Below are 17618 nucleotides of genomic sequence, written 5' to 3'. Positions count from 1 at the left end.
CGGTGAGGGTCAAGCTTATCCTGCGACCCGGCGGAGACGCGCGAGCGGCGGCGCACCCGGGCGGCCTGGCAGGATGGGCCGACGTGACCGCAGACCTCTCCCGGCGCGCCGTGCTGCGTCTGGGCGCACTGAGCGCCACTGTCGCCGCGGCTGTGCCGCTCGCCGCCTGCTCGGGCGGCTACGACGACGCCCCCGATCCGCTGGCCCCGCTGCTGGCGATGGCCGAGGCGGACGCCGCCGCGGCCAGGAAGCTGCCCTCCGGCGGCGACGCGGCCGGCCAGGTCGCCGACGCCAGAGCCGCGCAGGCGGCCGCGCTGAAGGCCGAGGTGGACCGGCTGAACCGGCCCAAGCAGGCGGCGAACGTCCCGCCCGCGCCCGCCGACCTGGGCGGGTTCAAGGACCGGCTGGCCGCCGCGCGCAAGCAGGCCGAGGATCTGGTGCCCGCGCTGCCGGCGTACCGGGCCGGGCTCGTCGCGTCGGTGGCCGCCGGATGCGCCGGGCTGCAGCGGATCGCGCCGGAACTCGGGCCAGGAGCCGACGCGAAGGCCGCGGCCGCACCGTCTTCGGTGCCGAAGGAAGCGGTGGACCCGCTGCAGAAGGCGCTGGCGGCCGAACACGCGTCGTTGTGGGTGTACGGGCTGGTGACGGCGTTCCTGCCGGGGGATTTCGGGGACGCGGTGAAGGCTGGCCGCGCGGAGCACACCGCACGGCGGGACGTGGTCACGCAGATGATCGCTTCGGCTTCGGCGACGCCGGTCGCGCCGGAAGCCGCGTACGTGCCGCCCAAGCCGGTGACGGACACTGCTTCGGCCGCGGCGCTGGTGGCCAGCGCGGAAGCGGACACGGCCGCGGCCTGGCTTGCCGTGCTCACGCATACCGACGATTCGGGGCTGCGCGGGATGGCGCTGCAGGCGTTGATCGCGGCGGCGCGGCGCGGAATGCCTTGGCGGCAGGAAGCGGGCCAGAAACCCGCGGCGGTGGCGTTGCCTGGGCAGCCCGCGTAAGGCTCCGCGGAACTGGCGGTTGCGTTGCCGGGCCAGCGTCAGCCCCAGCGACACGCGACGGTCGCCCTCCCCGGGCAGTCCGCATAGGAAAAGCGCGCACGCCCGGGCGAACCCGGGACGGCGCGCTTTCCGCGACGGTCAGCGGAGCTTGCCGGACAGTTTCAGCGCGTTCTTCGCGATCCGGGTGAGCAGCTGCTTGTCGTGGTGCCCGTAATAGAAGTCGGTGAGCACGATCGTCACCTCGGGGCCGTTGGCTTTCGACTCGTACGCGGCCTGGTCGCCGCTCAGCTTCGGGGCGTCGGTGTCGTGGAAGGTGCCGTCGCGGACCAGGTCGCTCACGTTGCCGGTGCCGTCCCGGTCGGTGAGCTGTTTCAGCTCGGTCGCCTTCGCCGCGTCCGGCATGGTCACCAGCACGACCGACACCAGCGCCTTCGCGTCCCCGGACTGCACCGTGTACAGCGCCCGCGCCAAGGACGTGCACGGGTTGTCCTGGAAGAACTTCTTCGCGCCCGAGTAGGCGTTGGCGGCGCAGTCGGTGGCTTTGACCGGGCCTTCGGCCAGTTTGTAGTCGAAGGCGGGCTTCGCCGTGGTCGCCGGGGGTTCGGCGACCGGCTCGTCCGGCGTGCTGTCGTGCCGGATCAGGTACCAGACGAGCCCGGCCACGAGGGCGATCGCCACGAGCCCGGCTCCCCGCAGCAGCAGGGCGCGGTTGCGCGGCGGCCCGGGCGGCGGCGGACCCGGGGGCGCGGCGGGCACGGCCGGGATCGGGGCCGTGTCCGAAGGGCCGCGGGTGCCGGGCGGACCGGGGTTGCCGGGGGTGAAGTGCGGAGGGGACACGCGAACACCGTAGTTCACCGCCTCCGCCCCGGTGACCCAGCCGTTCAGCCCAAGGCTGCCAGCACGCGTTCGACGTCGTCAGGGCCGTTGTAGAGGTGGAAACCGACGCGGACCCGCCCGTTGCGGACGCTGGCCACGATTCCGGCTTCGGCGAGCCGCGCCGGGTCGGCTTCCAGCGCCACGATCGCGCTTCCCTGCGGTTCCATCCCCGCGGCGGTGCGCAGGGAATCGGCCAGTCCGGCGTTGTGTTCGCGCACCGCGGCGAGGTCCAGTGACGCGAGGTAGTCGAACGCTTCCGCTGCGCCGACATGCGACAGCCACACCGGCGACAGGTCGAATCCGCACGCGTTTCCGGCCAGCCGCAGTGGCATTCCGTAGACCGAGGACCACGGATCGTCGCCGGCGTACCAGTTCGCGGCGACTGGCCGGGTCCGTTCGTGTGCCCTCGGGTGCACCGCGAGCCAGGCGCAGCCGCGCGGCGAGAACAGCCATTTGTAGCCCGCGCAGACGATCCAGTCCGCCCACGCGACGTCCAGCGGAAGCCAGCCCGCGGCTTGCGTGACGTCGATCAGGACCGGCACGCCGGCGGCTTCGGAGGCGGCCCGCAGCGCGGCGGTGTCCAGCAGCGCGCCGTCGGCGGACTGCGCGAGGCTGACCGCGACGAGGTCGTGGCCTTCGACGTGCTGCGCCAGCTTGGCGAGCGGCGCCTCGGTGACGTTCGCCCTTTGCGCGAACGGGAACGTGACACTGGTGAATTCGTTCTCGGCGACCAGGACGCGGGCGTCCGGGGCCAGCCCGGCGGCGACGTTCGCCGCCAGCTGGGACACCGACGCGCCGATCGCCACCCGCTCCGCCGCAACCCCGGCGAGCCGCGCGAATCCGCTGCGGGAACGGGAGACCGCCTCGTCGAAGTCCGACGGGGTGTCCTTGCCGGTGCGCCATCGGCTGACCGCGGCGTCGACCGCTTCGGCGACGGGCGCCGGCGGGATCCCGATGCTGGGCGTGTTGAGGTATCCGGCGGGGACAGCGAAGTCGGTGCTTCCTCCGAAGATCATGCGGCCCAGATTACGGGAGCAATGCCGTGACCTCACCGTATGACGGCGGCCGCACCGGCAGTTCCGTCTCTTCCCGGACTGAGTCCACTGTGGCCAGTGCGACGGAAAGCGCTACGCGGTAAGGCATCGAGCCGAGACTGACCCTCGCCACGCCCAGGGAGGCCAATTCGGAGAAAGTGGCTTTCCCGGGCAGGTGCAGGAGGTTCACCGGTACGTCGACCGCTTCGACCAGCTCCGTGACGTCGGCGGGACCGTGCAGGCCGGGGACGAACACGCAGTCGGCACCGGCGTCGGCGTACGCGCGGACCCGGGTGATGGCGTCCGCGACCGGGCCCGTGCCGAGCCAGTGGGTGTCGGTGCGGGCGTTGAGGAAGATGCCCGGAACTCGTTCGCGCACCTTGGCCAGCAGCGCGGCCTGGACGACGATCGGCGCGAGAGTGTCCGCGCGGCTGTCTTCCAGGTTGACGCCCACTGCCCCGGCGTCGGCCAGTTCCGCGACGAGGTCCGCCACCTCCCCGGGATCGGCGCTGAACCCGTCGGCGATGTCGACACTGACCAGAATGTCCAGCGGGGCCAGCGATTTCGCCAGTGCGACGGTCGCGGCCCGGGAGTCCGGCGCGCCGTCGGCGAGCCCGGCGGCGGCCGAGACGCCGAGGCTGGTGGTGCCGACTGCGGGATGACCCGCGGCGGCGAGCGCGGCGGCGAAACCGAACTCCCAGACGTTCGGCAGCAACAGAGGACGGCCCGGGACGTGCAGCGCGGCGAAGGAGGTCATGGCCGCCACAGTACGAGGTCCACGCTTCGGCGGCGGCCGAACTGTCGGTCAGCCCCCTCGGCTGACCGACAGCTCAGCCTCCGGAACCGCCGGCGAACGCCGCGCGCCTGCCCGCCACCGCCTTGCGCAGCGCCGGAACCACCGGTCCGGCGAGCTTCTCCAGTTCTTTCAGCCGGTCGGAATGGTCTCGCGCGTCCGACCGGGACATCCCGGTTCCGGAGGCCGCGGCCAGTGCTGCCAGCGCCGCGGCCGGGGCGTCCACTTCGGACAGCGGGGCGGTCAGGGCGTGCTCGAGCTGTGCGTGTGCGTCGCGGACTCGCGCGGGGTCGGAAGGGACCAAGACCTTGCGGTGCAAGATCGAGCTGCTGCCTTCTTCCAGCAATCCCGCCGCGGAGAGTTGCGTTTCCAGCGATTGCAGCGTGTCGTTCCTTCCGCGGCGCAGCAATGCCCGCCAGGAAGCCGGTTTGTGCGCGCGGAGGTCGGCGAGCAGATCGTCGAGCAGGAGGTCGCCGGTCGGGGCCGCGCCGGTCGGGTCGGCGTGGCCGCGCTGGTCGCGGAGGTTGCCGCGCAACGCCAGGTCGGTCACCGCGGCCGCGCGGACCAGCAGGGCCACGCGGGAACGGCGGGAGACCGGGCCGCCGTCCGGATCGCAGGCGAGGAAATACGCTCGCGCGGGCAAGGAGTCGCTCATTGTTTTTTCACCTCTGGCCAGATCGTTTCCCAGGATTGCTTACGCCCGGTGTACAGCCACATCAGACCGGGCACCACTTCAGTCACCGAAGAGAAGTACGGCCGCAGCAACGCCGGATCGAAGCCCGCGAAGAGCACGTTCCGCGCGGAATCCGGCGGCCGGTCGAAGTACCAGTATCCTCGGTGTCCACTGTAGACATCGGTGATCCCGTATCGCGGCCCGTAGTACTCCACGGCCGCGGCGAACGGATAGATTTCCCCGTATACCGCGGTTTCCCGGCGCACTGCCTCCGGCAACGACTGGTACGCCTGCCCGACGCCGTCCGCCAATTGCTGTTGCGCGGTCTCCCCGGCCGCGAACAGGGTGCCGAGCGGAAACGGCCCGAACGAGGTGGCTTTCATCGAAGCGGGCCACACCGGAAGCCCGGCCACCGTGACCGCGGCGGAAAGCGCGAACGCGATTCCGACCGGGATCTTCCACCAGCGCACCAGGTTTCGCCGGGAAAGCTCCGTCGCGGCGGCGGCGAACGGCAGTGAATACAGGCTCGTCAAATAGTACGAGCGGCCGTGCGTCACGACGATCACCGCCACGACGAGCAGCAAGGCCACCGCGAGATACCGGTACGGCACCAGGTCCGGCGAACGCAGCAGCCGCCACATCCCGTACAGCAGCGCCAGCACGCCGATTCCCATTCCCGCGCCGAGCAGGCCGTCGCGCGCGAAGGCGAGGTAGCCGGGGAATTCGGCTGCGACGACCTCGCCCATCTGCGTATAGGCCCAGCCGTGCGTGGCTTGCCAGAACAATGTCGGCAGAGTCGCCAAGACGGCGATCAACGCGCCTAGCCACAGTTTCGGCCGGGACACCAGCTGCCGCGGGCCGAGCACGAGCGCCGACACCAGCACCGCGCCCCACAGCGCGGGGATCAGGAATTTAGTCTGCAGCGACACCGCGGTGACGACTCCGGCCCAGACGAGCAGGCCGTCGCGCCGGGTCCGCGTCCAGCGCACGAGCAGGAACACCACGAGCGTCCAGAAGAACGGGTCCAGCGCGTACGTGGCCACCCAGTGGCTGATGATCATCAGCCCGGAAGTCGCGTACGCCCCGGCTGCCAGCACCTGCGCCCCGCGTCCGCCGCCGAGTTCGCGGGCGGTCAGCGCGGTCACGATGACCCCGGCGCCGGCCGCGAGCGCCATCGGCAGCCGCAGCGCGACCAGCGAACCGGGGAACCACTGGTCGAGCGTCCCGGCCAGCAGCGGGACGAGCGGCGGCTGGTCGAAATACCCCCAGGCCAGGTGATCTCGACCAGCCACGAGGAAGTACAGCTCGTCGAATCCGTGCGCGTACCGGCTGCTCGTCGCCACCAGCAGCGCGACGGCCGCCGCCGCGACCGCCAGCACGGGCAGCCGGGCGAACGGCGGCGCGGCTCGCGTTTCTTCGCTCGTCATGGCGTCGAGTCCACCGTGCCGGGCGGGTGCGGGGTAAGCGCGCTCGGTAGCGATTCGCAACGACGAAAGTGGATCGTTCCGGGCGCGGCCGCAACTTTCGGCGGTAGGCCGCCACCCGCCCGGTGCGAATCGGGCGCGAGCGGACCGCCGACCGGTTACCGTGGCCGGGTGACCAGCACGTCCCGCCACTGGCCGCGGTTGGCCGACTGGCTCTGGCTGGGCGGCGCCGCGCTGGTGTTCGCCTGTCTCGACTTCGGGCTTTTCCTCGCCTCCGAGCCCACCACCGGATTCCTCGGGCCATACGCGACACTCGTGCTGGAACTGGTCTGCGACGCGTCGCTGCTGCTCCTCGCGCGCTTCCCGAACGCCGTGGCCGGGCTGCTGATCGTCGCCTCGCTGGCGATGCTGGCGTCCGATCTTTTCTCCCCCGGGCTGCTCGTGCCCGTTCACCAGCCGACGCTGATGACCGTGCCGACGATCACGCCGATCGTGCTGGCGCAGCTGGTCCGGCAGCTGGACCGGCGGCGGCTGCTGTGGATCGCCGGGTTCCTGGCGCTGCTGGCGACGCGGCCGTGGAACCCGGCGTGGAACACGACGCCGTTCGGGCTGCTGAGCACCGCGCTGCCGGTGGCGATCTCGCTGTATTTCGAGGCGCGGCGGCAATTGCTGAGTTCGCTGCGGGACCGGGCCGAACGCGCGGAACGCGAGCAGCATCTGCTCGCCGAACAAGCGCTGGCGGCGGAGCGGCGGCGGCTGGCGAGCGAGATGCACGACGTCGTCACCCACCGGCTGAGCCTGATGGTGCTGCACGCCGGGGCGCTAGGCGTGACCTCGCCGGATCCGGCGGTGAAATCGGCCGCCGAGGACATCCGGCGCGAGGGCGCGCACGCGCTGGACGAACTGCGCGACCTGGTCGGCGTGCTGCGCAACGGGACCGGGATCGAGCCGCCAGTGCCGGATCCGCCGCTGCCGGGCGAGGTCGCGGACCTGGTCGCCGAATCGGTCGCGGTCGGCATCGCGACCGAGCTGTCGGTGACCGGCGACCGGACTTCGGTGTCGCCGACCGTCGCGCGCACCGCCTACCGCGTGGTGCAGGAAGCGCTGACCAACATCCGCAAGCACGCGCCGGGCTGCTCGGCGACGGTTTCGCTGCGCTACCACCCGGGAGGACTGGACGTGGCCGTCCTCAACACCCGGGCGACCCGGCCGCCGGACGAGACACTCGCGGGCAGCGGCTCCGGCGCGGGCCTGAGCGGGCTGCGCCAGCGGGTCGAACTCGTCGGCGGGACCTTCGAAGCGGGCCCGGCGCCCAGCGGCGGGTTCAAGATCAATGCGATACTGCCCGCCTACGTCCCGACCACGGAAGGTGCGGCCCGGTGATCACGGTCGTGGTGGCCGACGACGAGCCGATGGTGTGCGCGCACCTGCGCACGATCCTCGGTTCGGCCGGCGACATCGAGGTAGTCGCGCAGGCGCAGGACGGCGCGGAGGCGGTCGAGGAAGTGATCCGGCACCGGCCTTCGGTCGTGCTGATGGACCTGCGGATGCCCGGCGTGGACGGGCTCGCCGCGATCGAACGGATCTGCGCGCTGCCGGAGCCGCCCGCGGTCGTGGCGCTGACGACGTTCGACGCGGACACCTACGTCATCCGCGCGCTCCGCGCGGGCGCGGCCGGGTTCCTGGTGAAGTCGACGCCGCCGGAGGACTTGATCGGCCTCGTTCGCGTCGCCGCGGACGGGCACACCGTTCTTTCGCCGTCGGCCGCGCGCCGGTTGGTCGCGCTGTCGTCGGACGGCCACCGCCGCGACGACGAAGCCCGCCGCCGGACCGCCGGGCTGACCGAACGGGAGCGGGATGTGCTGGCCTGCCTTGGCGAAGGACTGTCCAATGCGGACATCGCCGGGCGGCTGCATCTGGCGGAGGCGACGGTGAAGAGCTATGTCTCGCGGATGCTGGTGAAGCTCGGCTGCGCGAACCGGACGCAGGCCGGGCTGCTCGCGCACGAGGCAGGGCTCGTCGGGCGTTAGCTATTTCAGCAGCGAGCCCAGCCGTTGCGCTGACGCCACCACCAACCGGCCCAGCTCGTCCGGGTCCGGGGCCTCGAACAACGACAGCCCGATGGCCGTGCCCGGGGCGTCGCGGCCGGTCGGCACCACCGCGGAAATCCCGGTGATCCCCGGCGCTATCTCCCCCACCGACACCGCGTAGCCCCGGGTCCGGGCGCGGGTGATCTCCTCGCGTTCGCCTTCCACCGGCGGTTCCGCCGAAAGCAGCGCGAGCCCGGCGGACCCGCGGCCGATCGGGTCCAGCTGGCCGCTGCGGAACGACACGTGCATCCGCGCCTGCCGCGGTTCCACGATCATCAGCATCCGCACCTGGTCGGCGTTTTCGCGGACGACCAGGTGCGCCGACGCGCGACCGGCGTCGGAAAGCTCCTCCAGCACCGGGCGCGCGAGCGTGCGCAGGTCCTGTTCCACCGGCTCGGCCAGCCGCACGAGACCGGTGCCGAGCGAGATCCGCTTGAACCGGTCGCGCCGGCAGAGGTGGTGCGCCTCCAGCGTGCGCACCAGCCGGTGCGCGACCGTGCGGTGCACGCCGATCCCGTCGGCGATCTCGGTCATCGTGAGCCCCTGCGGATGCTCCACCAGCAGCTCCAGCACTTGCAGCCCGTGGCTCAGCGTCTTCGACGTCCCCGAATCGGACACACGGCTCCCTTGACGACAGCTTGCCCGGCGACCTACTGTTCCTTCATATCGCACGGTGCGTGCGAATATAGCACGTTTGCCACTCCAGGCAACTACTCCGCGGACCGAGGTGGCCGAACATGAGCGAAGTCCCCGTCAAGGACGTGCTGGCGGTGCATCAGCTGTACGGCCGCCAGAGCCACGCCATCGACTCCGGGCAGGCCGCACGCTGGGCCGCCACGTTCACGCCGGACGGCGAGTTCGTCTCGCCCAGCTACCCCGAGCCCGCCGTCGGCACGGCCGCGCTGACCGCGTTCGCCGAGCGGTTCCACGCCGGGTGCGCCGAATCCGGCGAACGGCTGCGGCACGTGGTGTCCACAGTGGAAGTCCGGTTAGGACAGTCCGAGGACACGTTGCGAGCGCTGGCTTATCTGCAGATCGTCGGGACGCCGGAAGGCGGGTCCCCTCGGCTGCACCGGCTCACCGTGCTGGACGACGAACTCGTGCGCACCGCCGGCGGCTGGCGCGTGCGCCGCCGCACCGTGCACCGCGAGCCCTGAGAAACAACGAGGAGAAAACCCAGATGACCACTCTCGAGCCCACCGGCCCCGGCCGGGTGCTGCACCAGCCCGCGACCGCGCGGTACCCGGAGATGCCGGGCAAGGTCGCCGTGGTCACCGGCGCGGCCCGCGGCATGGGCGCGCGGTTCGCCGCCGGTCTCGCCACCCGCGGGGTGCACGTGGTCGGCGGCGATCTCGACGCCGCCGCGATGACCGCCACCGCCGACGAGCTGACCGCCGCGCTGGCCGCGGAGTCCCTTGAGGACAAGCCGGGCCGGATCGTCGCGTCCGCTTTGGACGTCACGCGCGCGGAGGACCACGTCGCGCTCGCCCAGCGCGCGATCGACGAGTTCGGCCGCATCGACTTCTGGGTCAACAACGCCGGGATCTTCCCGTACGCCGAGGTTCCGGACATCACCCCGGAGCAGATCCGCTCGACGCTTTCGGTGAACGTCGAAGGCGTGCTGTTCGGTGCGCAGGCCGCGGCCGCGCGGATGGAACCGGGTAGCGCGATCGTCAACATGGCGTCGGTGTCCGCGGTCCGCGTGCGCAAGGGCCGCGCGGCGTACTGCAGTTCCAAGGCGGCGGTCGCGCACCTCACCGAATCGCTCGCGGTGGAGCTCGGCGACCAGGGCATCCGGGTCAACGCCATCGCCCCGGGCTACATCGACACCGAGATGACCCGCTGGATCCAGGACGACGCTCCCGCACTGGCGAAGGCGCTCGACGCGGTGCCGCTGCACCGGATCGGCTCACCGGAAGAAGTGTGCAGCGTGCTGCTGTTCCTGCTTTCGGACAGCTCGCGATACGTGACCGGGCACAGCCTCGCGGTCGACGGCGGCTCCCGGCATGTCTGACGCCACCGAAGCCGTGCGCTACCCGGACGTCGTGCTCGTGACGGGCGCGGCGAACGGGATGGGCGCACAGCACGCCCGCGCGCTCGGCGAACGCGGCGTGCACGTCTGCGTCGCGGATTTCGCCGGTGCGGACGAGATCGCGGACGAGATCCGCGCGGCGGGCGGTGCGGCGACACCGTACACAATGGACGTCGTCGAACCAGCGCAGTGGGCTCGGGTGCTCGACCGGATCCGCGCCGAGCACGGCACGCTCGGCGGGCTCGTGAACAACGCCGGGATCTCGCGGCGGCTCGAATTCCAGGACACCACCGCCGAGGTCTGGGACCGGGTGCTGGCGGTGAACCTTTCCGGGCCGTTCCACGGGATGCGCGCGGCCGCGCCGCTGATGCGCGATTCCGGCGGCGGTTCGATCGTGAACATCTCGTCGATCTCCGGTCAGATCGGCTACTTCTCCCCCGCCTACTCGGCGAGCAAATGGGGGCTGACCGGACTGTCGAAGTCCGCCGCGGGCAATTTCGCGAAGTGGCGGATCCGGGTCAACTCCGTCCATCCCGGACTGGTCGACACCGGGCTGCTGGCCGGAGCGGACGCGTTCGTCAAGTCCGCTGTGGACAGTGTGCCCGCCGGAAGAATGGCCGAGCCCGAGGAAATCACCGACACGGTGCTGTTCCTGCTGTCGGACCGGTCCACCTACTTGACCGGAAGCGAGGTCACCGTGGACGGCGGTCTCGTCTCCAACGGTCTCTACCATCGCATTCTCGCCGAAACCGGAGGTGATCTGGGATGAGCGTCGACATGGACGTCGTGGTGATCGGCGGGGGCGGCGCGGGTCTGGCCGCGGCGGTGTCCGCGGCCGAGCACGGCGCCTCGGTGATGCTGTTCGAATCGGAGAAGGAACTCGGCGGCTCGACCCAGCTGTCCGCGGGAATGCTCACCGCCGCGGGCACGAGCGTCCAGCGCGAACTGGGCGTCGAGGACACGCCGGAGCGGTTCTTCCAGCACTACCTCGACCTCAACCAGTGGCAGCTGAAACCCGGCCTGCTCAAGACTTTCTGCCGCGAGGCCGGTCCAGCCGTCGAATGGCTGATCGGGCTCGGCGCGGAAATCCCGGCGAAGGTGTCGCACGACGCGCACACGCCGGGATTGACGCGGGCGGGCGTCGAGGACGTCTGGCGCGGGCATGTGCCGAAGGACCAGGGTTACGGCCTCGTCCAGGTGCTCGACCGCGCGCGCCGTCGCGTCGGGGCCGAGGCGGTGTTGAACACCCGGGTCGAGCGGCTGCTCGTGGAGGACGGCCGGGTCGCCGGCGTGGTCGCCGACGGCATCGAGGTCCGCGCGAATTCGGTGATCGTGACCAGCGGCGGGTTCGCCCAGGACCCCGCCCTGCGCTCGCGGTACTACCCGGACGCGGACGCGGCGGGCGAGGATCTGTTCGTCGTCGCCGCGCCCGGCTCCCGAGGCGACCACTTCGCGTTCGGCGAGCAGGTGTCCGCCTCGATCACCGGCGAAGGCTGGGGACTTCTGCTGCCCACCGCGTATTTCCAGCGCCTGCATCACTGGCAGTCCGGTTTCCCGCCGCGCTCCCGCGTGCTGGTCAACAAGCACGGCCGCCGGTTCATGGACGAGGACGCGTCGTACGCGGTGTCCAGCGGCATCATCTCCGCGCAAGACGGTCCAGTGTGGATGGTCTTCGACGACCAGGCCCGCCGCGACCTCCCGCCGGGCTACGCACATTGGAACGCCGAGCACGTACTGTCCGAAGCGGACGCTGGCCGCACCCTGCGCGCTAACACGCTGGAAGAACTGGCGGGCAAGATGAACGTGCCCGCCGACGCTCTCCGGGCCACTGTGGACAGATGGAACACCCAGCTCCCCACCGGCGAGGACCCGGAGTTCCTGCGGCACGAAACCTTGTCCGCCAAGGGATCGGCCGAACCGCCCGCGAAGATCGCCACCGGACCGTTCTTCGCCGCCCGCACGCTGCCCGCCGAACTGGTCTGCACGCACGCCGGGCTGGAGATCGACTCCAGCGCCGCCGTGCTCGACGTCCGCGGCGACCGCGTGCCCGGGCTGTTCGCCGCGGGCGAGGCCGGGGCCGGAGTGCTCGGCTTCCGCTACGTCGGCGGCGGCAACGCGGTCGCCAACGCCGTCACCATGGGCCGCATCGCCGGTCGCTCCGCCGCTGCTTGATCTTTCAGAGTTACTGCTCACCGTCGAGGAGAACCCATGTCCGTCCCCGCCGCAGCCGCCACCACGGCGGACTCCCCGCTGGCCAGACGCACCGTCCGCAAGGTCGGCTTCCGCGTCATGCCGATCGTCCTGCTGCTCTACATCTTCAACTACATGGACCGGGCGAACATCGGCTACGCCCAGCTCGGCATGGCCAAAGAGCTCACCATCACGGCCGCGACCTTCGGCGTCGCGTCGGCGATCTTCTTCCTCGCCTACGTGGTGTTCGAGGTCCCGAGCAACATGATCATGAAGAAGGTCGGGGCCCGGCTGTGGCTCAGCCGGATCGCGGTCAGCTGGGGGGTCGTGACCGTGCTGACCGGGTTCGTCGCGAGCGTCACGCACCTGATGATCGCGCGGATCCTGCTCGGCATCGCCGAGGCCGGGCTGTTCCCCGGGCTGTTGCTGTACTTGACCTTCTGGTTCCGCGGCAAGGAACGCGGCCGGGCCATCGCGACGCTCGCGCTGGCGCAGCCGATCGCGCTGATCCTCGGCAGCCTCTTCGGCGGCTGGATCCTCGACCACGTGCACTGGTTCGGCATGAGCAGCTGGCAGTGGGTGTTCATCCTGCAGGGCGCGCCCGCGGTGCTGATCGGCCTGCTGACCTTCTTCTATCTGCCGAACAAGCCCGCCGACGCGAAGTTCCTGACCGCCGAGGAAAGCTCCTGGCTGCAGGCTGAGATCGACCGCGAGTACGTGCCCGAGGAGAAGGAAACGTTCCTCGGCCAGCTGCGCGCGGTGCGCGACGGCAAGGTCCTGCTGCTGGCGATCTCCAACCTCTTCATCGCCTGCGGCCTGTACGGGCTCACGTTCTTCCTCCCGCTGATCGTGAAACAGCTCGACCCGAAGTACTCGTCGACCAACATCGGCCTGCTCGGCGCGATCCCGTACGTGGTCGGCGCGGCCGGCATGCTCCTGCTGGCCCGCAACTCCGACCGCACCGGCGAGCGCAAGGGCCACGTGATCGCCACCGTGCTGGTGGCGGCGATCGGGTTCTTCGGCGCGATCCAGTTCAAGACGGTTCCGGCGTTGTCGCTGATCAGCCTGTCGCTGGCGGCGATCGGCGTGCTCGGCTACCTCGCGCCGTACTGGGCGATGGCCGCGCGCGTGCTGTCGAAGGAGCACACGGCGGTCGGGCTGGCCGCGATCAACTCGATCGCCGCGCTCGGCGGGTTCTTCGGGCCTTACGCGATCGGGCTCGCGGCCACCGAGACCGACGTGACGGTCGGGCTGTACTTCCCGATCGGCTGCCTGGTCGTCGCGGCGGCGATGCTGGCGTTCCTGAAGGTGCCGCGCGACGCGGGCGCCCGGCTGGCTCGTCCGGTGAAGTAGTTTCGAGTTTGATTATCCCGGCGGCGCGGGTACCGTGCTGGTCATGCAGGACCCCGCCGCGCCGCCGGACCCGGACTCGCTCGACTTCTGGTCGTTCATCGCGCTGGCCAACCGCAGGCTCGCGGACGAGTTCGGGTTCCGCCACCAGCTGGCGACCGAGGTGCTGCTGACGCTGAACCGGGCGTCGAACCTGGTGACCTACGATCTCGAATCCGCCGTGCACCGGCCGCGCGGGCGGTCCTGGTCGGCGTTCCGGCTGCTGTTCGTGGTGTGGCTCGCCGGACCGCTCGAACCGTCCGCCGCCGCGCGGCTGACCGGGATGAGCCGGGCGGCCGTCTCGAATCTGGCGAAAACCCTGGTCAGCGAGGGGCTGCTGACGCGGACGCCGGGCGAGACCGACGGCCGCTCGGTGCGGCTGTCGCTGACCGGGGCCGGGCACGCCGAGATGCTCGAGGTGTTCGAGGCGCAGAACGAACGCGAGGCCGGGTGGGTCGAGGTGCTCACCGAGGCCGAGCAGCGCGTGCTGGTGATGCTGCTGGACAAGCTCATCTCCGGCCGGGCCGGGTTCGCCACCCGGCGCTGACCCCTTTCCCCTGGCCAGCCAGTGGACTACGCTGGCCACAAAGTAGTACATACTTTAATCACTTCGCGCCGAGGAGGCGACCCATGGCCTACTACCGCAGCGCGGGCAGCATCCCGCCTAAGCGGCATACCCAGCACCGCACGCCCGAAGGCGGGCTCTATTCCGAGGAACTGATGGGCGAGGAAGGCTTTTCCTCCGACTCGTCGCTGCTCTACCACCGCGGCATCCCGTCCGCGATCGTGGACGCGACGCCATGGGAGCTGCCGGACCAGACGCTCACCGAAAACCGGCCGCTCAAGCCACTGCACCTCAAGCTGCACACGCTGTTCCCGGGCGAAGAATGGAAGAGCGCGGACGTCGTCACCAGCCGCCGCCTGGTGCTCGGCAACGGCGACGTGCGGATCTCCTACGTCGCCGCCGGCGAGGCTTCTCCGTTGTACCGCAACGCGATCGGCGACGAATGCGTGTACGTCGAGTCCGGCGAAGCGGTCGTCGAGACAGTCTTCGGCGCGTTGCCCGCCCGCACCGGCGACTACGTCATCCTCCCCCGCGCCACCACGCACCGCTGGGTGCCGAAGGGCACGGAACCGTTGCGCGCCTATGTGATCGAGGCGAATTCGCACATCGCGCCCCCGAAGCGCTACCTGTCGCGCTACGGCCAACTGCTGGAGCACGCGCCCTACTGCGAGCGCGACCTGCACGGCCCGGCCGAGCCGTTGGTCGTCGAGGGCACCGACGTCGAGGTGCTGGTGAAGCACCGCGGCTCGCGGGGCGTCGTCGGCACGCGTTACGTGTACCCGACGCACCCGTTCGACGTGGTCGGCTGGGACGGCTGCCTCTACCCGTACACGTTCAACATCTCCGACTTCGAACCCATCACCGGCCGCGTGCACCAGCCGCCGCCCGTGCACCAGGTGTTCGAGGGCAACAACTTCGTCATCTGCAATTTCGTGCCGCGCAAGGTCGACTACCACCCGCTGGCGGTCCCGGTGCCGTACTACCACTCCAATGTGGACTCCGACGAGGTGATGTTCTACTGCGGCGGGAACTACGAGGCGCGCAAGGGCTCCGGCATCGGCCAGGGCTCGATCAGCCTGCACCCCGGCGGGCACAGCCACGGCCCGCAGCCGGGCGCGGTGGAGCGTTCCCTCGGCGCGGAGTTCTTCGACGAGCTGGCCGTCATGGTCGACACGTTCCGCCCGCTGGAGATCGGTGAGGGCGGGCACGCGAGCGACGACCCCGGCTACGCCTGGACCTGGGCGGGACGGGGACCGCAGTCGTGACTGACGCATTGACCCGAGGCTTGCTGGACGACGCCGCGGTCTTCCCGCCCGGCCTCGCCCCGCTGCCGGACGCCGTCGCCGCGCACGACCGGCACACCGCTTCGGCGTACGCCGCGATGGTCGGCCCGCTGGTCGTCGCCGCGTCCGGGCTGGCTGAACTCGCCGAGGTCGTCGCGGGCCGGGAAACCATCCTGCCGCTCACCGTGACGCTGCCCGCCGGTCCGGCCGTGATCCCCAACGTGCTCAAGGCTGTCGACGGCCTGCCGGTGTCGGTCGAATCGCTGGAAATCGCGGTGCCGCAAGGAATGAGCGTCGCCGAGTTTCTGTCCGCAGTGGACGGTTGCCCGGTTCCGGTCGCCGTGGAAATCCCGCGCGACGAACGCCGGATTCCGTTGCTGCAAGCGCTTTCCGGCACCCCGCACAAGGCGAAGTTCCGCACCGGCGGCACGTCGGCGGAGTACTACCCGGACGAAGCCGAACTCGCCGCCGCGATCCGCGCGTCCGTCGAGGCGGGCGTGCCGTTCAAGGCCACCGCGGGCCTGCACCACGCGATCCGCAACACCGACCCCGAGACGGGTTTCGAACAGCACGGATTCCTCAATCTCCTGCTCGCCGCCGAAGCGGTCGACCGCGGTGCCGAGGACGAGGAAGTCGTTGCCCTGCTTGCCGAACGCGACGCCGCCGCGGTCGCCGACCGGATCCGCGCGCTGACCCCGGAACGCCTGGCCGCGGCCCGCGCTCGTTTCACCTCGTTCGGCACCTGCAGCATCACCGACCCGCTCACCGAACTGACAGACCTAGGCCTGATCGGAGCCCCCGCATGACCGTGCTCGACATCCCCGCCGGCTCCCCCTTCGGCGTCGAAAACCTGCCGTACGGCGTGTTCTCGGCGGGCGGCGGCAGCCCGCGAGTGGGCGTGCGTGTGGGCGAGCACGTGCTGGACCTGTCGATCGCCCTTGGCGACGCGGTCTTCGCCGAGCCGACGCTCAACGCCTTCATGGCGCAGGGCTACGACCGCTGGGTCGAGGTCCGCACGCGGCTGCAAACACTGGTGACCGGGGAGGTGCCCGCCGAAGCGGTGCACGCGGTCGCCGACGTCACGCTGCACCTGCCCATCGAAGTCGCCGACTATGTGGACTTCTACGCCTCGGAACACCACGCGTCGAACGTCGGCCGCCTGTTCCGCCCTGACGCGGAACCGTTGCTGCCCAACTGGAAACACCTCCCGGTCGGCTACCACGGCCGCTCCGGCACGGTCTACGTGTCCGGCACCGACGTGGTCCGCCCGAGCGGCCAGCGCAAGGGCGAGAACGGCCCGGTGTTCGGCCCGAGCACCCGCCTGGACATCGAGGCGGAACTGGGCTTCGTCGTCGGCGCGGGCACGCCCGCCAACACCCCGATCCCGCCGGACGACTTCGCCCGGCACGTGTTCGGCGCGGTCCTGCTGAACGACTGGTCGGCCCGCGACATCCAGGCCTGGGAGTACGTGCCGCTGGGCCCGAACCTGGGCAAGAGCTTCGCCACGTCGATCTCGCCGTGGGTGGTCCCGGTGCTGGCGCTGGCCGAAGCCCGGGTGCCGCTGCCCGGCCAGACGTCCCCGGAACCGCTGCCCTACCTGCGAGAATCGTCGCCGTGGGGCCTGGACATCACCCTGGCCGTGGAATGGAACGGCCAGGAAGTGGCCCGCCCGCCGTACCGCGAGATGTACTGGTCCCCCGCCCAGATGCTGGCCCACCTGACCGTCAACGGAGCCTCCGCCCGCACCGGCGACCTCTACGGCTCCGGCACCATCTCCGGCAAGGAACCGTCCGAACGCGGCTCATTCCTGGAACTCTCCTGGGGCGGCCGAGACCCCCTGACCGTCAACGGCGAGCAACGCACCTTCCTGCAAGACGGCGACGAGGTCGCCATCACCGGCACCGCCACCACCCACAGCGGCGCGCAACTGGGCTTCGGCGAAGTCCGAGGCCGCATCCTCCCCGCCCGGTAACCAGCCCAACATCCGTGAGGGGAACCCTGAGGGAATCTGATTCCCTCAGGGTTCCCCTCACAGACCTCTCGCGCCCCCGCGCACCCCACCGCAGCCCGCGCACCCCACTCACCAAGGCACCCACACCCCCCGCGCACCCCACCGCAGCCCGCGCACCCAACTCACCAAGGCACCCACACCTCCCCCGCACCCCGATACGAAGCCAAAAACACGGCGCGGGGGGGGGGGGGGGGGGGGGCGCACCTCCTCATCACCCCCACCCCCACACCCGTCTCCTCCTCCCCCCCTCTCTG

The 17618-nt window shown here is 70.9% G+C and carries 18 protein-coding genes; 12 read left to right on the top strand and 6 right to left on the bottom strand.

The genetic code is table 11. From position 1 onward, the window contains the following. Nucleotides 1-83: 83 nt before the first annotated feature. Nucleotides 84-1004 (top strand): ferritin-like domain-containing protein, encoded by a 921-nt coding sequence (locus ACZ63D_RS22190; RefSeq protein WP_465356217.1) that lies wholly within the window; start codon nt 84-86, stop codon nt 1002-1004. A gap of 138 nt (nt 1005-1142) precedes the next feature. Here ACZ63D_RS22190 and ACZ63D_RS22185 read toward each other — a convergent pair whose 3' ends face one another. From ACZ63D_RS22185 to ACZ63D_RS22165, 5 genes are all read right to left on the bottom strand, one after another. After that, entirely contained in the window at nt 1143-1841 is a 699-nt protein-coding gene (locus tag ACZ63D_RS22185) for a hypothetical protein (protein WP_465356216.1), read from the bottom strand. Between the two features lie 44 nt (nt 1842-1885). Then, complete coding sequence (locus tag ACZ63D_RS22180; protein WP_465356215.1) at nt 1886-2896, bottom strand: aminotransferase class V-fold PLP-dependent enzyme; 1011 nt, start codon at nt 2894-2896, stop codon at nt 1886-1888. A 10-nt stretch (nt 2897-2906) separates the two neighbouring features. Next, nucleotides 2907-3671 carry an isocitrate lyase/PEP mutase family protein gene (locus ACZ63D_RS22175; protein ID WP_465356214.1) on the bottom strand — a complete coding sequence of 255 codons (765 nt, stop codon included), beginning with the start codon at nt 3669-3671 and terminating at the stop codon, nt 2907-2909. Between the two features lie 73 nt (nt 3672-3744). Beyond that, the gene (locus ACZ63D_RS22170; protein WP_465356213.1) at nt 3745-4362 is read right to left on the bottom strand and encodes a GPP34 family phosphoprotein; all 618 of its coding nucleotides are present in this window, start codon (nt 4360-4362) and stop codon (nt 3745-3747) included. Beyond that, nucleotides 4359-5807, bottom strand: a complete 1449-nt coding sequence (locus ACZ63D_RS22165) for an ArnT family glycosyltransferase (RefSeq protein ID WP_465356212.1) — start codon at nt 5805-5807, stop codon at nt 4359-4361. Before ACZ63D_RS22165 ends, ACZ63D_RS22170 begins: the two co-directional genes overlap by 4 nt. A 168-nt stretch (nt 5808-5975) precedes the next feature. Between ACZ63D_RS22165 and ACZ63D_RS22160 the strand changes: the two genes are divergently transcribed. Together ACZ63D_RS22160 and ACZ63D_RS22155 are read left to right on the top strand one after the other, a co-directional pair. Beyond that, a complete protein-coding gene (locus tag ACZ63D_RS22160; protein ID WP_465356211.1) occupies nt 5976-7187 on the top strand; it encodes a sensor histidine kinase in 1212 nt (403 codons plus the stop codon). Further along, nucleotides 7184-7834 carry a response regulator gene (locus ACZ63D_RS22155; protein ID WP_465356210.1) on the top strand — a complete coding sequence of 217 codons (651 nt, stop codon included), beginning with the start codon at nt 7184-7186 and terminating at the stop codon, nt 7832-7834. The genes ACZ63D_RS22160 and ACZ63D_RS22155 overlap by 4 nt, the downstream gene beginning before the upstream one ends. Here ACZ63D_RS22155 and ACZ63D_RS22150 read toward each other — a convergent pair whose 3' ends face one another. Next, the gene (locus ACZ63D_RS22150; protein ID WP_465356209.1) at nt 7835-8512 is read right to left on the bottom strand and encodes an IclR family transcriptional regulator; all 678 of its coding nucleotides are present in this window, start codon (nt 8510-8512) and stop codon (nt 7835-7837) included. It abuts the gene before it with no gap. Nucleotides 8513-8631: 119 nt separating this feature from the next. On the opposite strand from ACZ63D_RS22150, the gene ACZ63D_RS22145 reads away from it, so the two are divergent. The 9 genes from ACZ63D_RS22145 (at nt 8632) to fahA (ending at nt 17325) form a co-directional block, all read left to right on the top strand. Continuing rightward, nucleotides 8632-9051, top strand: a complete 420-nt coding sequence (locus tag ACZ63D_RS22145) for a nuclear transport factor 2 family protein (RefSeq protein ID WP_465356208.1) — start codon at nt 8632-8634, stop codon at nt 9049-9051. A gap of 23 nt (nt 9052-9074) precedes the next feature. Continuing rightward, the gene (locus ACZ63D_RS22140) at nt 9075-9908 is read left to right on the top strand and encodes an SDR family NAD(P)-dependent oxidoreductase (protein ID WP_465356207.1); all 834 of its coding nucleotides are present in this window, start codon (nt 9075-9077) and stop codon (nt 9906-9908) included. Next, nucleotides 9901-10695: an SDR family NAD(P)-dependent oxidoreductase gene (locus ACZ63D_RS22135; protein WP_465356206.1), complete on the top strand. Its 795-nt coding sequence runs from the start codon at nt 9901-9903 to the stop codon at nt 10693-10695. The genes ACZ63D_RS22140 and ACZ63D_RS22135 overlap by 8 nt, the downstream gene beginning before the upstream one ends. Next, the gene (locus ACZ63D_RS22130) at nt 10692-12098 is read left to right on the top strand and encodes an FAD-dependent oxidoreductase (protein WP_465356205.1); all 1407 of its coding nucleotides are present in this window, start codon (nt 10692-10694) and stop codon (nt 12096-12098) included. Before ACZ63D_RS22135 ends, ACZ63D_RS22130 begins: the two co-directional genes overlap by 4 nt. A 36-nt stretch (nt 12099-12134) precedes the next feature. Continuing rightward, nucleotides 12135-13469: an MFS transporter gene (locus tag ACZ63D_RS22125; protein WP_465356204.1), complete on the top strand. Its 1335-nt coding sequence runs from the start codon at nt 12135-12137 to the stop codon at nt 13467-13469. A 43-nt stretch (nt 13470-13512) separates the two neighbouring features. After that, nucleotides 13513-14052: a MarR family winged helix-turn-helix transcriptional regulator gene (locus ACZ63D_RS22120; RefSeq protein ID WP_465356203.1), complete on the top strand. Its 540-nt coding sequence runs from the start codon at nt 13513-13515 to the stop codon at nt 14050-14052. Between the two features lie 83 nt (nt 14053-14135). Further along, complete coding sequence (locus ACZ63D_RS22115; RefSeq protein WP_465356202.1) at nt 14136-15335, top strand: cupin domain-containing protein; 1200 nt, start codon at nt 14136-14138, stop codon at nt 15333-15335. After that, complete coding sequence (locus ACZ63D_RS22110) at nt 15302-16159, top strand: hypothetical protein (protein WP_465356309.1); 858 nt, start codon at nt 15302-15304, stop codon at nt 16157-16159. The genes ACZ63D_RS22115 and ACZ63D_RS22110 overlap by 34 nt, the downstream gene beginning before the upstream one ends. Continuing rightward, the gene (fahA, locus tag ACZ63D_RS22105; RefSeq protein WP_465356201.1) at nt 16156-17325 is read left to right on the top strand and encodes a fumarylacetoacetase; all 1170 of its coding nucleotides are present in this window, start codon (nt 16156-16158) and stop codon (nt 17323-17325) included. The genes ACZ63D_RS22110 and fahA overlap by 4 nt, the downstream gene beginning before the upstream one ends. Nucleotides 17326-17618: the final 293 nt, after the last annotated feature.

Source organism: Amycolatopsis sp. NPDC104775, assembly GCF_055583325.1.
This window is presented reverse-complemented; position numbering and strand designations above follow the sequence as displayed.

Coding starts and splice junctions, on each gene's coding strand:
- ACZ63D_RS22180 (WP_465356215.1), bottom strand. CDS start 2,896: ATGATCTTCGGAGGAAGCACCGACTTCGCTGTCCCCGCCGGATACCTC.
- ACZ63D_RS22175 (WP_465356214.1), bottom strand. CDS start 3,671: ATGACCTCCTTCGCCGCGCTGCACGTCCCGGGCCGTCCTCTGTTGCTG.
- ACZ63D_RS22170 (WP_465356213.1), bottom strand. CDS start 4,362: ATGAGCGACTCCTTGCCCGCGCGAGCGTATTTCCTCGCCTGCGATCCG.
- ACZ63D_RS22165 (WP_465356212.1), bottom strand. CDS start 5,807: ATGACGAGCGAAGAAACGCGAGCCGCGCCGCCGTTCGCCCGGCTGCCC.
- ACZ63D_RS22145 (WP_465356208.1), top strand. CDS start 8,632: ATGAGCGAAGTCCCCGTCAAGGACGTGCTGGCGGTGCATCAGCTGTAC.
- ACZ63D_RS22140 (WP_465356207.1), top strand. CDS start 9,075: ATGACCACTCTCGAGCCCACCGGCCCCGGCCGGGTGCTGCACCAGCCC.
- ACZ63D_RS22135 (WP_465356206.1), top strand. CDS start 9,901: ATGTCTGACGCCACCGAAGCCGTGCGCTACCCGGACGTCGTGCTCGTG.
- ACZ63D_RS22130 (WP_465356205.1), top strand. CDS start 10,692: ATGAGCGTCGACATGGACGTCGTGGTGATCGGCGGGGGCGGCGCGGGT.
- ACZ63D_RS22125 (WP_465356204.1), top strand. CDS start 12,135: ATGTCCGTCCCCGCCGCAGCCGCCACCACGGCGGACTCCCCGCTGGCC.
- ACZ63D_RS22120 (WP_465356203.1), top strand. CDS start 13,513: ATGCAGGACCCCGCCGCGCCGCCGGACCCGGACTCGCTCGACTTCTGG.
- ACZ63D_RS22115 (WP_465356202.1), top strand. CDS start 14,136: ATGGCCTACTACCGCAGCGCGGGCAGCATCCCGCCTAAGCGGCATACC.
- fahA (WP_465356201.1), top strand. CDS start 16,156: ATGACCGTGCTCGACATCCCCGCCGGCTCCCCCTTCGGCGTCGAAAAC.